Raw genomic sequence first — 15,008 nt, 5'->3', positions numbered from 1 at the left:
TTAACGTGGGCGTCAGCCGTCGGAGGGAGCGTGCGATGACCGCCATCGATGATCGGATGACCGGGATCTTCGAGAACCTGGAGGTGCCGGAAGGCGTCAAGGCCGAACTCATCAGGGGGGAAATCGTGATGATGGCCGGGCCGGACATGGTCCACAACCTCATCGTCTCCGCGATTCAGCACCAGACTCCCTACGCCCGGTGGCGGGCACTCCAGACCCAGGACCTGATCATCTCCGGTGAGGCCAGCGAACCCCAACCGGATCTGGTCGTCTTCGAGCGTGGTGTCGTCCCGGAGACGGGCCGTCTGCTGCCCGCCTCCGCGGTGACGCTCGTGGTCGAGGTGGTCTCCAAGACCAGCGTGCACCGGGACTACCGGATCAAGCGTGAGATGTACGCCCAGGGTGGTATTCCGGCGTACCTCATCGTCGATCCGCTCAAGGGCGTGTGCGTGCTCCTCACGGACCTGACCACCGACACCCCGTCGGGGCTCCCGGTGTACTGGTCCGAACGGACCACCAAATTCGGTGACCCGATTCGGGTGGACCTGCTCGACATCACCATGGACACCTCGGAGTTCCGGACCTACTCCTGACCCGGCAGGGCCGTGAAGTCGATCAGTTCCTCGACCCGGCCCAGGAGTTCGGGTTCCAGGTCCTTGTAGCTGTTCACCTTCGAGAGGATGTGCTTCCAGGCGGCCGGGGTGTCCACCGGCCAGCCGAGGCGGCGGCAGGTGCCCTCCTTCCAGTCCTCGCCGCGGGGGACGGCGGGCCAGGCGGGGATGCCGACACTGGACGGTTTCACGGCCTGCCAGATGTCGATGTAGGGGTGGCCGACGACCAGCACGTTCTCGCCGGTGACCTGGGCGGCGATGCGGTGCTCCTTCGTCCCCGGGAGCAGGTGGTCGACCAGGACGCCCAGGCGCCGTCCCGGGCCGGGGGCGAAGTCGGCGACGATCGCCGGGAGGTCGTCGATGCCCCGGAGGTACTCGACGACGACGCCCTCGATGCGCAGGTCGTCGCCCCAGACCCGTTCGACGAGCTCGGCGTCGTGCCGGCCCTCGACGTAGATCCGGGATTCCCGGGCGACCCGGGCCCGGGCGCCGGGGACGGCGACGGAGCCGGAGGCCGTACGGCCCGGGCCGCGGGAGGGGGCCGGGGCGGCGGGGCGGACCAGGGTGACGACCCTGCCCTCCAGCAGGAAGCCGCGCGGCACCATGGGGAAGACCCGGTGCTTGCCGAAGCGGTCCTCCAGGGTGACGGTGAAGCCCTCGGCGGTCTTCTCGCAGCGCACCACCGCCCCGCAGTAGCCGGTGGCCGCCTCCTCGACCACCAGGTCCCGCTCGGCGGGCACCTCGGGTGCCGGCTGCTGCTTCTTCCACGGCGGGGTGAGGTCGGGTCCGTACTGGTGGCTGCGCATGGGGGCGACTATACGGACGGACCGTCAGAGGCCCGGCGCGCCCCAGACCGGGAACCAGCGGCCGAGGTCCTTCTCCAGCCGCAGGTCGTTCGCCAGCATCGCGTTGACCTGCAGCTCCAGCGGGCTGTTGCGCCGCTCCCCGCCGCCGGGCATCGGGGCGAAGGGGTAGAAGGTGCCGCGCTTGTAGAGGTAGACCAGGGCCAGTGACTGGCCCTCCCCGTTGCGGAAGCCCACCAGCGAGCAGAGCAGCTGCGGCCCGAAGCCGTTGGCCTCCAGCTCGCTGTTGACCGCGTGGAGGTCGTTCACCAGCTCCGGCAGTTCCTCGGGGGCGTGCCGGGCGAGCAGCCAGGAGTAGCCGTAGCCGTCCTTGGAGGCCTCCACCGGGACGCCGCCGCGCTCGGTGTCGGCGTCCAGCAGCGCCCGGACCTGCTGCTCCACCTGGACGAAGGCCGCGCCCTCGACGGCCGCGAAGCAGACCGAACCGAGCCCGGTGGGCAGGAACCCGGCCCCGGCCTCCAGGGTGAGCGCGGCGGACGGCACGCCGAACAGCTGGTCGAGGTCGGGCTTCACGGGCTTGGTGCGGCCGAACAGGGCGTCCAGGAATCCCACGTCGGTCCTTTCGTGAGCGGGGTCGGAACGGGTCAGCGGCCGAGCTGCTCGGAGATCTTCGCCAGCTGGGCCAGTCGCTTCTCCAGCGTCGGGTGGGTGGAGAACAGCTGGGAGGCGGTCTCCCGGGCGCTCAGCGCGGGGGCGAAGTAGAAGGCGTTGTAGGGCTGGGAGCGGCGCAGGTCCTCGGTGGGGATGGCGGCGATCTGCCCGGTCACCTTGGTGAGGGCGGAGGCCAGGGCGCTGGGCCGGCCGGTGAGCTGGGCGGCGGCCCGGTCGGCGGCCAGCTCACGGTAGCGGGAGAGCAGCCGGGTGAGCAGGAAGCTGATGGCGTAGACGACCATCGACACCAGCGGGATGACCAGCGCCGCGATCGCCGCGTTCTGGTCGTTGCTGTTGCGGTTGCCGCCGATGAACCCGCCGTACATCGCGATCCGGGTGATCGCCCCGGCGAGCACCCCGAGGAAGCCGGCGATGGTCATCACCGCGACGTCCCGGTGGGCGACGTGCGACAGCTCGTGCGCCAGGACGCCCTCCAGCTCCTCCGGTTCGAGCCGGCGCAGCAGGCCGGTGGTGACGCAGACCACGGCGTTCTGCGGGTTGCGGCCGGTGGCGAAAGCGTTGGGCATGTCGTTGTCGGCGACCGCCACGCGGGGTTTGGGCATGTCGGCCAGGGCGCAGAGCCGGTCGATCGTGCCGTGCAGCTGGGGGAACTGCTCCTCGGTCACCGGCCGGGCGCCCATGGCCCGCTCGGTGATCTTGTCGCTGAACCAGAACTGGGCCACGAACAGCCCGCCCGAGATCAGCACGATCAGCGGCCAGGCCCCGCGCAGCAGCGCGATCAGCAGGCCCGTGAAACCGACGTACAGCAGCCCGATCACGAACATCGTCGCGACCATGCGGCCGGTCAGACCGCGGTCGGGTGCGAAACGGGTGTGCTGGCCCGAGCTCGACATCTCCTGCTCCTCCGTTCGCCGTCGCTTCCGATGCTGCCACCCGGACGGCCCCGGGGCACCACCCGCGCACGCGGAGTGTCGTGGCGGCCGTCCGGAACTGCGGGCAGGATCACCCCGGCCGGGCCGTTCCTGCGGTAGGACCCGGGCCGTACACTGGCAGGTACGGTTTTGGCACTCGCGTGTGCAGAGTGCCAAGGTCGGGGCCGTCCGAGGAGCGGCTCACAGCATCACAGACGGACAACGTGCGAAGACGGAGGTGCGTGCCCCATGGCCGGTGAGGTCCGCCAGCTGGACGACCGCAAGCTCGCCGTGCTGCGCGCGATCGTCCAGGACTACGTGGGCACCGAGGAGCCGGTGGGCTCCAAGGCCCTGGTGGAGCGGCACAACCTGGGAGTGTCCCCGGCCACGGTCCGCAACGACATGGCGGCGCTGGAGGAGGAGGGGTACATCCACCAGCCGCACACCAGCGCCGGGCGCATCCCCACCGACAAGGGCTACCGGCTGTTCGTCGACAGGCTCGCCGAGATCAAGCCGATGAGCTCTCCGGAGCGCCGGGCGATCCGGCACTTCCTGGACGGCGCCGTCGACCTGGACGACGTGGTCAGACGGACGGTGCGGCTGCTCGCCCAGCTGACCCGGCAGGTCGCCGTGGTGCAGTACCCCTCGCTCACCCGCTCCACCGTCCGGCACATCGAGCTGGTGGCGCTGGCCCCGGCGAAGGTGATGCTGGTGCTGATCACCAACACCGGCCGGGTCGAGCAGCGGATGATCGACTGCCCGGGCACGGTCGGCGAGACGGTGCTGGCGGACCTGCGGTCGCGGATCAACGCGCGGGCGGCCGGCCAGCGGCTGCCGGACGTCCCGGGCCTGCTGGAGGACCTGCCGGCGGCCTTCGAGCAGGCCGACCGGCCTACCGTCAGTACGGTCCTGGCGACGCTGTTCGAGGCGCTCGCCGAACAGAACGAGGAGCGGATCATGCTGGCCGGCACGGCCAACCTGACCCGCTTCGGGCACGACTTCCCGCTCACCATCCAGCCGGTGCTGGAGGCACTGGAGGAGCAGGTCGTCCTGCTCCGCCTCCTGGGTGAGACCACGGACGCCGCGATGACGGTCCGGATCGGGCGGGAGAACGCGTACGAAGGGCTGAATTCCACCTCGGTCGTTTCGGTCGGCTACGGTTCGGGCGACGAGAGCGTGGCCAAACTGGGTGTGATCGGTCCGACCCGGATGGACTACCCGGGCACAATGGGGGCGGTGCGAGCGGTGGCACGGTACGTGGGCCAGATCCTGGCCGAGTCGTAGCAAACAGCCGTCGCCGGATGTCCGGCGGCGGTGTCCAGTCGCACTACTACAGGCGGAACAAGCGGAGCATTTGGTGGCCACGGACTACTACGCGGTACTCGGCGTCCGACGGGATGCGGGGCAGGACGAGATCAAGAAGGCGTTCCGGCGCCTGGCACGCGAACTGCACCCGGACGTCAACCCGGACCCGAAGACGCAGGAGCGGTTCAAGGAGATCAACGCCGCCTACGAGGTGCTCTCCGACCCGCAGAAGCGCCAGGTCTACGACCTCGGCGGCGACCCGCTGTCTCCCGGCGGCGGCGGTGGCGCGGGCGGCTTCGGCGCCGGCGCGGCGGGCTTCGGCTTCTCCGACATCATGGACGCCTTCTTCGGCGCCGCGGCCGGCCAGCGCGGCCCGCGCTCGCGCACCCGCCGCGGCCAGGACGCCATGATCCGGCTGGAGATCACCCTGGAGGAGGCCGCCTTCGGCACCACCAAGGAACTCCAGGTCGACACCGCCGTCACCTGCACCACCTGCAACGGCGAGGGCGCGGCCCCCGGCACCTCCGCCCAGACCTGCGACATGTGCCGCGGCAAGGGCGAGGTCTCCCAGGTCACCCGGTCCTTCCTGGGCCAGGTCATGACCTCCCGTCCGTGCCCGCAGTGCCAGGGCTTCGGCACCGTCGTGCCGACCCCGTGCCCCGAGTGCGCCGGCGACGGCCGGGTGCGGGCCCGCCGCACCCTGACGGTCAAGATCCCGGCCGGTGTGGACAACGGCACCCGGATCCAGCTGGCCGGCGAGGGCGAGGTCGGCCCCGGCGGCGGCCCGGCCGGCGACCTGTACGTCGAGATCGCCGAGACCTCCCACAGCGTCTTCCAGCGGCGCGGGGACGACCTGCACTGCACCGTCACCATCCCGATGACGGCGGCCGCGCTCGGCACCCAGGTGCCGCTGCAGACCCTGGACGGGCTGGAGGAGGTCGACATCCGGCCCGGCACCCAGTCCGGCCAGTCGATCCCGCTGCACGGCCGGGGCATCACCCACCTGCGCGGGGGCGGCCGCGGCGACCTGATAGTGCATGTCGAGGTGCAGACGCCCACCAAGCTCGACGCCGAGCAGGAGGAGCTGCTGCGCCGGCTCTCCATGCTGCGCGGCGAGGAGCGGCCGTCCGGCCAGTTCGCGCCGGGCCAGCAGGGCCTGTTCTCGCGCCTGAAGGACGCCTTCAACGGCCGGTAGTCGTCCCGGAAGGGGTGCCGGGGTCGGTTCCCTGGCACCCCTTCCGTGTTGTCCCCATTCGGCCGCAGGCCCCTTTCCGGAAAGGTCCCCCTCATGACCGCGCCCGTCTTCGTCGTCGAGACCGAGCGGATCGCCGCCGCCGCGCCCGGGGCCGTGGTGCGGCTCGACGGCGCGGAGGGGCGGCACGCGGCGGCGGTGAAGCGGCTCACGGCCGGCGAGGCGGTGACCCTGGCGGACGGGCTGGGCCTCGGCGTGGACGGCACCGTCGCCGAGGTGCTCGGCAAGGACGCCATCGACGTCACCGTGGACGCCGTGCGGCGGGAGCCGGAGCCGGTGCCGCGGATCGTGGTGGTCCAGGCGCTGCCCAAGGGCGACCGCGGCGAGCTGGCCGTGGAGACCATGACCGAGGTCGGCGTGGACGTGGTGGTCCCCTGGACCGCCTCCCGCTGCATCACCCAGTGGAAGGGCGAGCGCGGCGCCAAGGCGCTCGCCAAGTGGCGGGCCACCGCCCGGGAGGCGGGCAAGCAGTCCCGCCGGCTGCGCTTCCCCGAGGTGGGCGAGCCGGTGACCACCCGGCAGCTGGCGCCGCTGCTGGCCCAGGCCGCTCTGGCCGCCGTGCTGCACGAGGAGGGCGCCGAGCCGCTGGCGCAGGCCGCGCTGCCCGCCGGCGGGGACATCGTGCTGGTGGTCGGCCCGGAGGGCGGGGTCTCCCCGGAGGAGCTGGCCGCCTTCGCCGAGGCGGGCGCCGCGCCGTACCGGCTGGGTCCCTCGGTGCTGCGCACCTCGACCGCCGGGGTGGCCGCCGGGGCGCTGCTGCTGGGGCGCACCGGCCGCTGGGCGTAACTCCCGCGCGCCTGCCCGGAGTTCTCGGGAAATCGGGGCGGATCGTACCCGCACCTGCTTACGCTGACCGGGTGACGGACTCCGTGAGCACCTTCCCGGGCGCCTATCTGCGCCATCCCCATCTGCACGGTGACCTGGTCGCCTTCGTCGCCGAGGACGACCTGTGGCTCGCCCCGCTGGACGGCGGCCGGGCCTGGCGGCTGACCGCCGATCACCTGCCGGTGCACCATCCCAGGTTCTCCCCGGACGGGCGGCTGATCGCCTTCACCTCCACCCGGGACGGCGCCCCCGAGGTGCACGTGGTGCCGGTCGACGGCGGGCCGTCCCGGCGGCTGACGTACTGGGGCAACGGCGAGACCCGGGTGCAGGGCTGGACGGCGGACGGGCGCCCGATCGCCACCACCGGCGCGGGCGGCTCCGGCGTGCGGCGCACCTGGGCGCACGCCGTCCCGCTGGACGGCGGCGAGGCGGCGCGGCTGCCGTACGGGCCGGTCGGCGGGCTGGCCTTCGAGCCGGACGGCGAGCGCGTGCTGCTGGTGACGGTCAACAACCGCGAGCCGGCCTGGTGGAAGCGCTACCGGGGCGGCCGGGCGGGCAAGTTGTGGATCGGACGGGACCGGTTCGCCCGCGTCCACGAGGAGTTGGACGGGCAGCTCGACTCCCCGCTGTGGGTCGCCGGCGAGGGGGCGCCGGGCGGCCGGATCGCCTTCCTGTCCGACCACGAGGGCGTCGGGGAGCTGTGGTCCAGCCGCCCGGACGGCTCCGACCTGCGCCGCCACAGCAGCCACCCGGACGGCTTCTACGCCCGCAACGCCGCCACCGACGGCACCCGGGTGGTCTTCCACCGGGCCGGCGACCTCTGGCTGCTGGACGACCTGGACACCGCCGTGCCCCGCCGTCTGGACGTCCGGCTGGCCGGGCCGCGCACCGGCCGCCGCCCCCGCCCGGTGCCCGCCGCGCACTGGCTGGAGTCCGCCGCCCCCGACCGCACCGGGCGGGCCAGCGCCGTGGTGGTGCGCGGCAGCGTGCACTGGCTGACCCACCGGGAGGGCCCGGCCCGGGTGCTGGACGAGTCCCCGGGCGTGCGCGCCCGGCTGGTCCGGGTGGTGCCGGGGGAGGACGGCGGGCAGGGCGTGCTGTGGGTGTCCGACGCCGAGGGCGAGGACGCCCTGGAGTACGCCCCCGCCGTCCACGACCCCGAGCGGCGCCGGCTGGCCGCCGGGCGGCTGGGCCGGGTCAACTCGCTGGTGGTCTCCCCGGACGGCAAGCAGGCGGCGCTCGGCGTGCACGACGGCCGGGTGCTGCTGGTCGCCCTGGCCGACGGCGCCGTGCACGAGCTGGACCGCAGCACCGACGGCGAGGTCAGCGGGCTGGTGTTCAGCCCGGACTCGGCCTGGCTGGCCTGGTCCCGCCCGGTGCACCGGATGGGCCCGTACTCGCTGCGCCAGATCGTGCTGGCGAACCTGGCCACCCGCACCGTCAGCGAGGTCACTCAGCAGCGCTTCGTCGACACCTCGCCGGCCTTCACCGCGGACGGCCGCTACCTGGCCTTCCTGTCGGTGCGCAACTTCGACCCGGTCTACGACGCGCACGCCTTCGACCTGTCCTTCCCGAACGGCTGCCGCCCGTACCTGGTCACCCTCGCCGCGGACACGCCGTCGCCGTTCGGGCCGCAGCGGGCCGGCCGCCCGCCGGGCGGGGAGGAGGACGAGCCCAGGGCCCGCAAGGCGGACGGCGAGGAGGGGGCGGACGGGGCCGCGCCGGCCACCAGGGTGGACCTGGACGGCATCGCCGACCGGATCCTGCCGTTCCCGGTCGAGGGCGGCCGCTTCCATGCGCTGCGTGCCGCCAAGGACGGGGTGCTGTGGACCAGGGCGCCGCTGCTGGGCGAACTCGGCGACGAGGCGGCCTCGTTGGACGACGAGCGGCCCCGCCCGGTGCTGGAGCGCTTCGACCTCAGGAAGCGCCGGGCCGAGCAACTGGTGCACGGGGTCGACGGGTTCGCGGTCAGCGGGGACGGCACCCGGGTGGCGGTGCTGGACGAGGGTGAGCTGCGGATCGTCCCGGCCGACCACAAGGCGGGCGGTGAGGACGACGGGACCGCCGTCGACCTCACCCGGCTGCGGGTGACCGTCGACCCGGCCGCCGAGTGGCGGCAGATGTACGCGGAGAACGGCCGCCTGATGCGGGACAACTTCTGGCGCCCGGACCTCGGCGGCCTCGACTGGGCCGGGATCCTGGACCGCTACCGGCCGCTGGTCGAGCGGGTCGGCTCGCACGACGAACTGGTCGACCTGCTCTGGGAGGTGCACGGCGAACTCGGGACCTCGCACGCCTACGTCGTGCCCTACGGCCGCTACACCGAGCCCGCCCGGCGGCAGGGCCTGCTCGGCGCCGACCTGGTCAAGGACGGCGATCGGTGGCGGATCGCCCGGATCCTGCCCGGCGAGTCCTCCGACCCCCGGGCCCGCTCGCCGCTGGCCGCGCCCGGCGCCGCGATCCGCCCCGGCGACGCCGTACTGGCCGTCAACGGCCGCCCGGTGGACCCGGTCACCGGCCCGGCCCCGCTGCTGGCCGGCACCGCCGGACAGCCGGTCGAGCTGACCGTGGCCGGCAAGGACGGCACCGACCAGCGCCATCCCGTGGTCGTCCCGCTCGCCGACGAGGAGGCGCTGCGCTACCACGACTGGGTGGCCGGGCGGCGGGCCGCGGTGCGGGAGCTGTCCGGCGGCCGGCTGGGCTACCTGCACATCCCCGACATGCAGACGGCCGGCTGGGCCCAGCTGCACCGCGACCTGTCCACCGAGATGGCCCGGGAGGGCCTGATCGTGGACGTCCGGGAGAACCGCGGCGGCCACACCTCGCAGCTGGTGATCGAGAAGCTGGCCCGGCGGATCGTCGGCTGGTACGCCATCCGGGACACCGACCACCCGGTGCCCTACCCGATGGACGCCCCGCGCGGGCCGGTGGTCGCCCTCGCCGACGAGCTGTCCGGCTCGGACGGCGACGTGGTCAACGCCGCGATCCAGGCGCTCGGGATCGGCCCGGTGGTCGGCACCCGCACCTGGGGCGGGGTGATCGGCATCGACAGCAGGTACCAGCTGGTCGACGGCACCCTGGTCACCCAGCCCAAGTACGCGATGTGGCTGGAGAACTACGGCTGGGGCCTGGAGAACCACGGCGTCGACCCGGACGTGGAGGTGCCGTTCGCCCCGCACCACTGGGCGGCCGGCGAGGACCCGCAGCTGGCCGAGGGCGTGCGGATCGCCCTGGAGACCCTGGCCGGCACCCCGGCCCGCTCGGGGCCGCGGCTGCCCTGGGCGTAGTGGCGGTGTCCGGGGCGGGAGGTCGGGGCCGACCCCCCGCCCCGGGGCGTGGGTAGGATGCGGGGCTGTCCTTGATCGCGATCTTGATCTGATCGACAGCTCACGGGGGAGCACAGCATGGCTCAGGGCTATCCGCCGCCGCAGTACCCGCAGTACCCGCAGGATCCGCAAGGTCCGCCGAACGGCTACGGGGCGAACCCGTACGGCCGGGGGCCGTACGCGCAGCCTCCGCAGCCGTACCCGCAGGCCCAGCAGCCGTACGCCCAGCCCCAGCCGTACCCGCAACCCCAGCCGTACGGCCAGCCCCAGCCGTACCCGCAACCCCAGCCGTACGGGCAGGGCCCCCACCCGCAGGCGCAGCCCGCACTGCCGCCGTGCCCCCCGGAGGCGTACGCCGGACGGCGCTTCCTGGCGATCGTGCTCGACTTCGTCCTCGCCTTCGGCCTCGGCTTCGCCACCGCCATCGCCGACGACAACACCGCGAAGCATGCCAAGCCCGTCGTGCACGCGGCCGGCCACGCCGCCGTCCAGAGCCCGGTGGTGCCGTTCTGGGTGGCGTTCCTGGGAGCGGGCCTGCTCGCCTCCTTCCTCAACCAGGTGGTGCTGGCGCGGCTGACCGGCTTCAGCGTGGGCAAGGGGATCCTGGCGATGCGGGTGGTGCGCCGCAAGCGGGTCATGCGCCCCAACACCTGGCGGCTGACCCGGCGCTGGCTGCTCGGCTTCGTCTTCCTGGCGGTGGTCCTCATCTCCGAGGACTTCGACCTGTCCGAGGGGGACGTCGTCGGGATGCGCTCGGTGCGCTGGAAGCACCTGCAGGAGTACCAGCAGGCGGTCGGACGGCTCGGCTAGGCTGCCGCCAGTACGGCCCACGTCAACGAAGAACCCAGCGAACCGAGGAGAAACCGATGGCCGGCGAGCCGCAGCCCGACTGCCTGTTCTGCAAGATCGTGGCGGGCGAGATCCCGGCGACCGTGGTGCGCAAGACGGACCGCGTCCTCGCCTTCCGGGACATCGCGCCCAAGGCCCCGGTGCACGTCCTGGTCATCCCGCACGTCCACTACCCGAACGCCGCGGCGCTGGCCGCCGCCGAGCCGGAGATCGCCGGTGAGCTGCTCGCCGAGGCGGGTGCGGTGGCCAGGGACGAGGGCGTCGAGGACTACCGGCTGATCTTCAACACCGGTGCGGACGCCGGGCAGACCGTCTTCCACGCCCACGTGCACGTGCTCGGCGGCAAGCGCATGACCGAGAGCATGGTCTGATCCCAGGTGTCGCAGCGCGAACTGGTCGTCCTGGGCACCGCGAGCCAGGTGCCCACCCGGCACCGCAACCACAACGGCTACCTGCTCCGCTGGGACGGCGAGGGCCTGCTGTTCGACCCCGGCGAGGGCACCCAGCGGCAGATGCTGCGCGCCGGGGTCTCGGCCACCCAGATCACCCGGATCGCGGTGACCCACTTCCACGGCGACCACTGCCTGGGCCTCGCCGGGGTGATCCAGCGGATCAACCTTGACCGGGTCCCGCACCCGGTGGACGTCTACTTCCCGGCCTCCGGCGAGGTCTACTTCGAGCGGCTGCGGCACGCCACCGCCTACCACGAGACCGCCGTGCTGCGGCCCCGGCCGATCGACGAGCCGGGCCCGCTGCCCGCGCCCGGCGCCCGATTCGCGCTGGACGCCGTCCGGCTGGACCACCCGGTGGAGTCCTTCGGCTACCGGCTGTCCGAGCCGGACGGCCGCCGCCTGGTGCCCGAGCGGCTCGCCGCGGCCGGCGTGCACGGCCCGGCCGTCGGCCGGCTCCAGCACGAGGGCGCGATCGAGGTGGACGGCCGCACCGTCAGCCTGGACGAGGTCAGCGAGCCGCGGCCGGGCCAGAGGTTCGCCTTCGTGATGGACACCCGGCTGTGCGAGGGGGTGCACCAACTCGCCGAGGGCGCCGACCTGCTGGTGGTCGAGGCCACCTTCACCGACGCCGACGCCCGGCTCGCCGAGGACCACGGCCACCTCACCGCCGGCCAGGCCGCCAAGGCCGCCGCCGAGGCCGGGGTGCGCACCCTGGTGCTGACCCACTTCTCCCAGCGCTACCCGGACCTGGGCCAGCACCTGGCCGACGCCCGCAAGCACTTCGACGGGGAGTTGGTGCTCGCCGAGGACCTCGCCCGGGTCCCCGTCCCGGCCCGCCGCCACCCGTGAAAAAGGGTTCGCGCCGCCCCGCGATCTGCCGCAGCATCGTCGGGTGCGGCCCCGCCGCCCGCCGCAGCGATCACGCTCGCGGCGTACCCTGGTGCCCCGGAGACCGAGCGGCACACGAGACCACGGATGGGATGAGGCAGGCCCCAGCGCCGACCTATGAGTGACACATCGCAGACCCGTACCGACGGGCAGTCGCGCCCCGAACCGGCCGACGACGGCCGGGTGAGCGCCCGGATCGTGATCCCCGAGAAGCACCCGATGGTCACCCTGCTCGGCACGGCGGACTCGCTGCTGCGCGTGATCGAGCAGGGCTTCCCCGCCGCCGACATCCACGTCCGCGGCAACGAGGTGACCGCCACCGGGGAGCGGGCCGAGGTCGCCCTCGTTCAGAAGCTCTTCAACGAGATGATGCTGGTGCTGCGCACCGGCCAGCCCCTGACGGAGGACTCCGTGGAGCGCTCCATCGCCATGCTCCGTGAGGAGGACCCGGACAGCCCGGCGCCGTCCCAGGTGTTCACCGCGAACATCCTGTCCAACCGGGGCCGCACGATCCGCCCCAAGACGCTCAACCAGCAGCGCTACGTCGACGCGATCGACAAGCACACGATCGTCTTCGGCCTCGGCCCGGCCGGCACCGGCAAGACCTACCTGGCGATGGCCAAGGCCGTCCAGGCCCTCCAGGCCAAGGAGGTCAACCGGATCATCCTGACCCGCCCCGCGGTCGAGGCGGGCGAGCGGCTGGGCTTCCTGCCCGGCACCCTCTACGAGAAGATCGACCCGTACCTGCGCCCGCTGTACGACGCGCTGCACGACATGATGGACCCGGACTCCATCCCGCGCCTGATGGCGGCCGGCACCATCGAGGTCGCCCCGCTCGCGTACATGCGCGGCCGCACCCTCAACGACGCCTTCATCATCCTCGACGAGGCCCAGAACACCTCGCCCGAGCAGATGAAGATGTTCCTCACCCGCCTCGGGTTCAACTCCCGGGTGGTGGTCACCGGCGACACCAGCCAGATCGACCTCCCGGGCGGCACCCGCAGCGGCCTCAAGGTCGTCCAGGAGATCCTGGCCGACGTCCCGGACATCCACTTCTCCGTCCTCACCAGCACCGACGTGGTCCGCCACAAGCTGGTCGGCCGGATCGTGGACGCCTACGAGCGCTGGGACGCCCGGCAGGAGGCCGAGGAGAACGCCCCGGCCGCCCGCAAGCCCGCCCAGCGGCGCCCCGGCAAGACCGCCGCGGCGCGCGCACCCCGACAGTCCCACCGCACCGAAAGCTGAGCACACAGCCCGTCATGTCGATCGACATCGCCAACGAGTCCGGCTGGGACGCCGATGAGGAAGCCATCCTCGACGTCGCCCGCTTCGCGCTGGACAAGATGCGGATCCACCCGCAGTCCGAACTGTCCGTGATCCTGGTGGACGGTGCGGCGATGGAGGAGCTGCACATCCAGTGGATGGACCTGCCCGGCCCGACCGACGTGATGTCGTTCCCGATGGACGAGCTGCGTCCCGGCAAGGAGGGCGAGGAGCTGCCGCAGGGCCTGCTCGGCGACATCGTGCTCTGCCCCGAGGTCGCCGAGCAGCAGGGCAAGGCGGCCCCCTCCAAGCACTCGATGGACGAGGAGCTGCAGCTGCTCACCGTCCACGGCGTGCTGCACGTCCTCGGCTACGACCACGAGGAGCCGGAGGAGGAGGAGGAGATGTTCGCCCTCCAGAAGCGCATCCTGGACGACTGGCGGGCGGGCCGCGGCCTCGGCGGCATCTCGCCGGCCCCCACCACCCACTGAGCGCGGAGCCCGAACCCCTGTGAGTGGTGAGAGTACGAGCTACATCCTCGGTGCCGTCGCCCTGGTCGTGCTCGGCTGGCTGGCGGCGTGCGCCGAGGCGGGCATCTCCCGGGTCTCCCGGTTCCGGGCCGAGGAGGCCGTGCGCAACGGGCGGCGCGGCTCCGCCCGGCTGCTGGCCGTCGCCTCCGACCCGTTCCGCTACCTCAACCTGGCGACCCTGATCCGGGTCGCCAGCGAGATGGCGGCCGCGGTGCTGGTCACCGCGGTGTGCGTGCGCAACATCCACCCGACCTGGCAGGCCGTGCTGCTGGCCTTCGGCGTGATGGTGCTGGTGTCCTTCGTCGCGGTGGGCGTCTCGCCGCGCACGATCGGGCGCCAGCACCCGATCTCCACCGCGACCGCGGCCTCCTTCGTGCTGCTGCCGCTGGCCGCGGTGCTCGGCCCGATCCCGCGGCTGCTGATCCTGCTGGGCAACGCGCTGACCCCGGGCAAGGGCTACCGGGAGGGGCCGTTCGCCTCCGAGGCGGAGCTGCGGGCGCTGGTCGACCTCGCCGAGAAGGACGACCTGATCGAGGACGAGGAGCGCCGGATGGTGCACTCGGTCTTCGAGCTGGGCGACACCATCGTGCGCGAGGTGATGGTGCCGCGCACCGACCTGGTGATGATCGAGCGGCACAAGACCGTCCGGCAGGCGCTGACCCTGGCCCTGCGCTCGGGCTTCTCGCGGATCCCGGTGGTCGGCGACAACGAGGACGACGTGGTCGGCATCGTCTACCTCAAGGACCTGGTGCGCCGCACCCACATCAACCGCGGGGCGGAGGCCGAGGAGGTCGGCGCGGTGATGCGCCCGGCCGTGTTCGTCCCGGACTCCAAGCCGGCCGGCGACCTGCTGCGCGAGATGCAGCAGCGCCGCTCGCACGTCGCCATCGTGATCGACGAGTACGGCGGTACGGCGGGCCTGGTCACCATCGAGGACGTCCTGGAGGAGATCGTCGGCGAGATCACCGACGAGTACGACCGGGAGATCGCGCCGATCGAGGACCTCGGTGACGGCTCGTACCGGATCACCGCCCGCCTGCTGGTGGAGGACCTGGGCGAGCTGTTCGGCATCGAGCTGGAGGACGAGGACGTCGAGACCGTCGGCGGGCTGCTGGCCAAGCACCTGGGCCGGGTGCCGATCCCCGGCTCCTCCTGCGAGATCCCGCTGCCGGAGCCGGTCGCGGACGGCCTGACCGGCATCCTGCTGACCGCCGAGTCCTCGGCCGGGCGCCGCAACCGGATCGGCTCGATGGTCGCCTCGCCGGTGCGCGGGGCGGAGGCGGCGCAGGCCCCGGGCGAGTAGCGGGTGGGCGGCGGCCGC

Annotated in this window: 14 protein-coding genes; 11 read left to right on the top strand and 3 right to left on the bottom strand. The window is 72.9% G+C overall.

The annotated features are described in order from the left end of the window. Positions 1-35: 35 nt before the first annotated feature. Positions 36-593, top strand: a complete 558-nt coding sequence (locus ACIRVF_RS11845) for a Uma2 family endonuclease (RefSeq protein WP_402816155.1) — start codon at positions 36-38, stop codon at positions 591-593. Here ACIRVF_RS11845 and ACIRVF_RS11840 read toward each other — a convergent pair. The 3 genes from ACIRVF_RS11840 to htpX are packed head-to-tail and all read right to left on the bottom strand — an operon-like array spanning position 584 to position 2,979. Beyond that, positions 584-1,417: a DUF3097 domain-containing protein gene (locus ACIRVF_RS11840; RefSeq protein WP_402816154.1), complete on the bottom strand. Its 834-nt coding sequence runs from the start codon at positions 1,415-1,417 to the stop codon at positions 584-586. The genes ACIRVF_RS11845 and ACIRVF_RS11840 overlap by 10 nt on opposite strands. Before the next feature lie 24 nt (positions 1,418-1,441). Continuing rightward, a complete protein-coding gene (locus ACIRVF_RS11835) occupies positions 1,442-2,026 on the bottom strand; it encodes a hypothetical protein (RefSeq protein ID WP_402816153.1) in 585 nt (194 codons plus the stop codon). A gap of 32 nt (positions 2,027-2,058) precedes the next feature. Continuing rightward, positions 2,059-2,979: a zinc metalloprotease HtpX gene (gene htpX / locus ACIRVF_RS11830; protein ID WP_402816152.1), complete on the bottom strand. Its 921-nt coding sequence runs from the start codon at positions 2,977-2,979 to the stop codon at positions 2,059-2,061. 267 nt (positions 2,980-3,246) lie between these two features. Between htpX and hrcA the strand changes: the two genes are divergently transcribed. The 10 genes from hrcA to ACIRVF_RS11780 all read left to right on the top strand — a co-directional run bounded on the left by hrcA (position 3,247) and on the right by ACIRVF_RS11780 (position 14,990). Then, complete coding sequence (gene hrcA / locus ACIRVF_RS11825) at positions 3,247-4,281, top strand: heat-inducible transcriptional repressor HrcA (RefSeq protein ID WP_402816151.1); 1,035 nt, start codon at positions 3,247-3,249, stop codon at positions 4,279-4,281. Between the two features lie 73 nt (positions 4,282-4,354). After that, entirely contained in the window at positions 4,355-5,497 is a 1,143-nt protein-coding gene (gene dnaJ / locus ACIRVF_RS11820) for a molecular chaperone DnaJ (RefSeq protein WP_360462963.1), read from the top strand. 93 nt (positions 5,498-5,590) lie between these two features. Beyond that, positions 5,591-6,340 carry a 16S rRNA (uracil(1498)-N(3))-methyltransferase gene (locus ACIRVF_RS11815; RefSeq protein WP_402816150.1) on the top strand — a complete coding sequence of 250 codons (750 nt, stop codon included), beginning with the start codon at positions 5,591-5,593 and terminating at the stop codon, positions 6,338-6,340. Positions 6,341-6,411: 71 nt separating this feature from the next. After that, entirely contained in the window at positions 6,412-9,666 is a 3,255-nt protein-coding gene (locus ACIRVF_RS11810; protein ID WP_402816149.1) for a PDZ domain-containing protein, read from the top strand. Positions 9,667-9,783: 117 nt separating this feature from the next. Next, positions 9,784-10,515 (top strand): RDD family protein, encoded by a 732-nt coding sequence (locus ACIRVF_RS11805; RefSeq protein WP_402816148.1) that lies wholly within the window; start codon positions 9,784-9,786, stop codon positions 10,513-10,515. Positions 10,516-10,571: 56 nt separating this feature from the next. Beyond that, positions 10,572-10,925: a histidine triad nucleotide-binding protein gene (locus tag ACIRVF_RS11800; RefSeq protein WP_402816147.1), complete on the top strand. Its 354-nt coding sequence runs from the start codon at positions 10,572-10,574 to the stop codon at positions 10,923-10,925. 6 nt (positions 10,926-10,931) lie between these two features. Beyond that, positions 10,932-11,855, top strand: coding sequence for a ribonuclease Z (locus ACIRVF_RS11795; RefSeq protein ID WP_402816146.1), 924 nt, complete (start codon positions 10,932-10,934; stop codon positions 11,853-11,855). Between the two features lie 156 nt (positions 11,856-12,011). Continuing rightward, entirely contained in the window at positions 12,012-13,139 is a 1,128-nt protein-coding gene (locus ACIRVF_RS11790; RefSeq protein WP_402816145.1) for a PhoH family protein, read from the top strand. Between the two features lie 14 nt (positions 13,140-13,153). Continuing rightward, positions 13,154-13,648, top strand: coding sequence for an rRNA maturation RNase YbeY (gene ybeY, locus ACIRVF_RS11785; protein ID WP_030061268.1), 495 nt, complete (start codon positions 13,154-13,156; stop codon positions 13,646-13,648). 19 nt (positions 13,649-13,667) lie between these two features. After that, a complete protein-coding gene (locus tag ACIRVF_RS11780) occupies positions 13,668-14,990 on the top strand; it encodes a hemolysin family protein (RefSeq protein ID WP_402816144.1) in 1,323 nt (440 codons plus the stop codon). Positions 14,991-15,008 lie beyond the last annotated feature (18 nt).

The sequence above is a fragment of the Kitasatospora sp. NPDC101157 genome (assembly GCF_044768255.1).
Classification (GTDB): domain Bacteria; phylum Actinomycetota; class Actinomycetes; order Streptomycetales; family Streptomycetaceae; genus Kitasatospora.
The sequence above is the reverse complement of the archived record's forward strand: the minus strand, read 5'-3'. Positions and strand labels throughout refer to the sequence as shown.

Coding starts and splice junctions, on each gene's coding strand:
- ACIRVF_RS11790 (WP_402816145.1), top strand. CDS start 12,012: ATGAGTGACACATCGCAGACCCGTACCGACGGGCAGTCGCGCCCCGAA.
- ACIRVF_RS11840 (WP_402816154.1), bottom strand. CDS start 1,417: ATGCGCAGCCACCAGTACGGACCCGACCTCACCCCGCCGTGGAAGAAG.
- ACIRVF_RS11845 (WP_402816155.1), top strand. CDS start 36: ATGACCGCCATCGATGATCGGATGACCGGGATCTTCGAGAACCTGGAG.
- hrcA (WP_402816151.1), top strand. CDS start 3,247: ATGGCCGGTGAGGTCCGCCAGCTGGACGACCGCAAGCTCGCCGTGCTG.
- ACIRVF_RS11805 (WP_402816148.1), top strand. CDS start 9,784: ATGGCTCAGGGCTATCCGCCGCCGCAGTACCCGCAGTACCCGCAGGAT.
- ACIRVF_RS11800 (WP_402816147.1), top strand. CDS start 10,572: ATGGCCGGCGAGCCGCAGCCCGACTGCCTGTTCTGCAAGATCGTGGCG.
- htpX (WP_402816152.1), bottom strand. CDS start 2,979: ATGTCGAGCTCGGGCCAGCACACCCGTTTCGCACCCGACCGCGGTCTG.
- ybeY (WP_030061268.1), top strand. CDS start 13,154: ATGTCGATCGACATCGCCAACGAGTCCGGCTGGGACGCCGATGAGGAA.
- ACIRVF_RS11815 (WP_402816150.1), top strand. CDS start 5,591: ATGACCGCGCCCGTCTTCGTCGTCGAGACCGAGCGGATCGCCGCCGCC.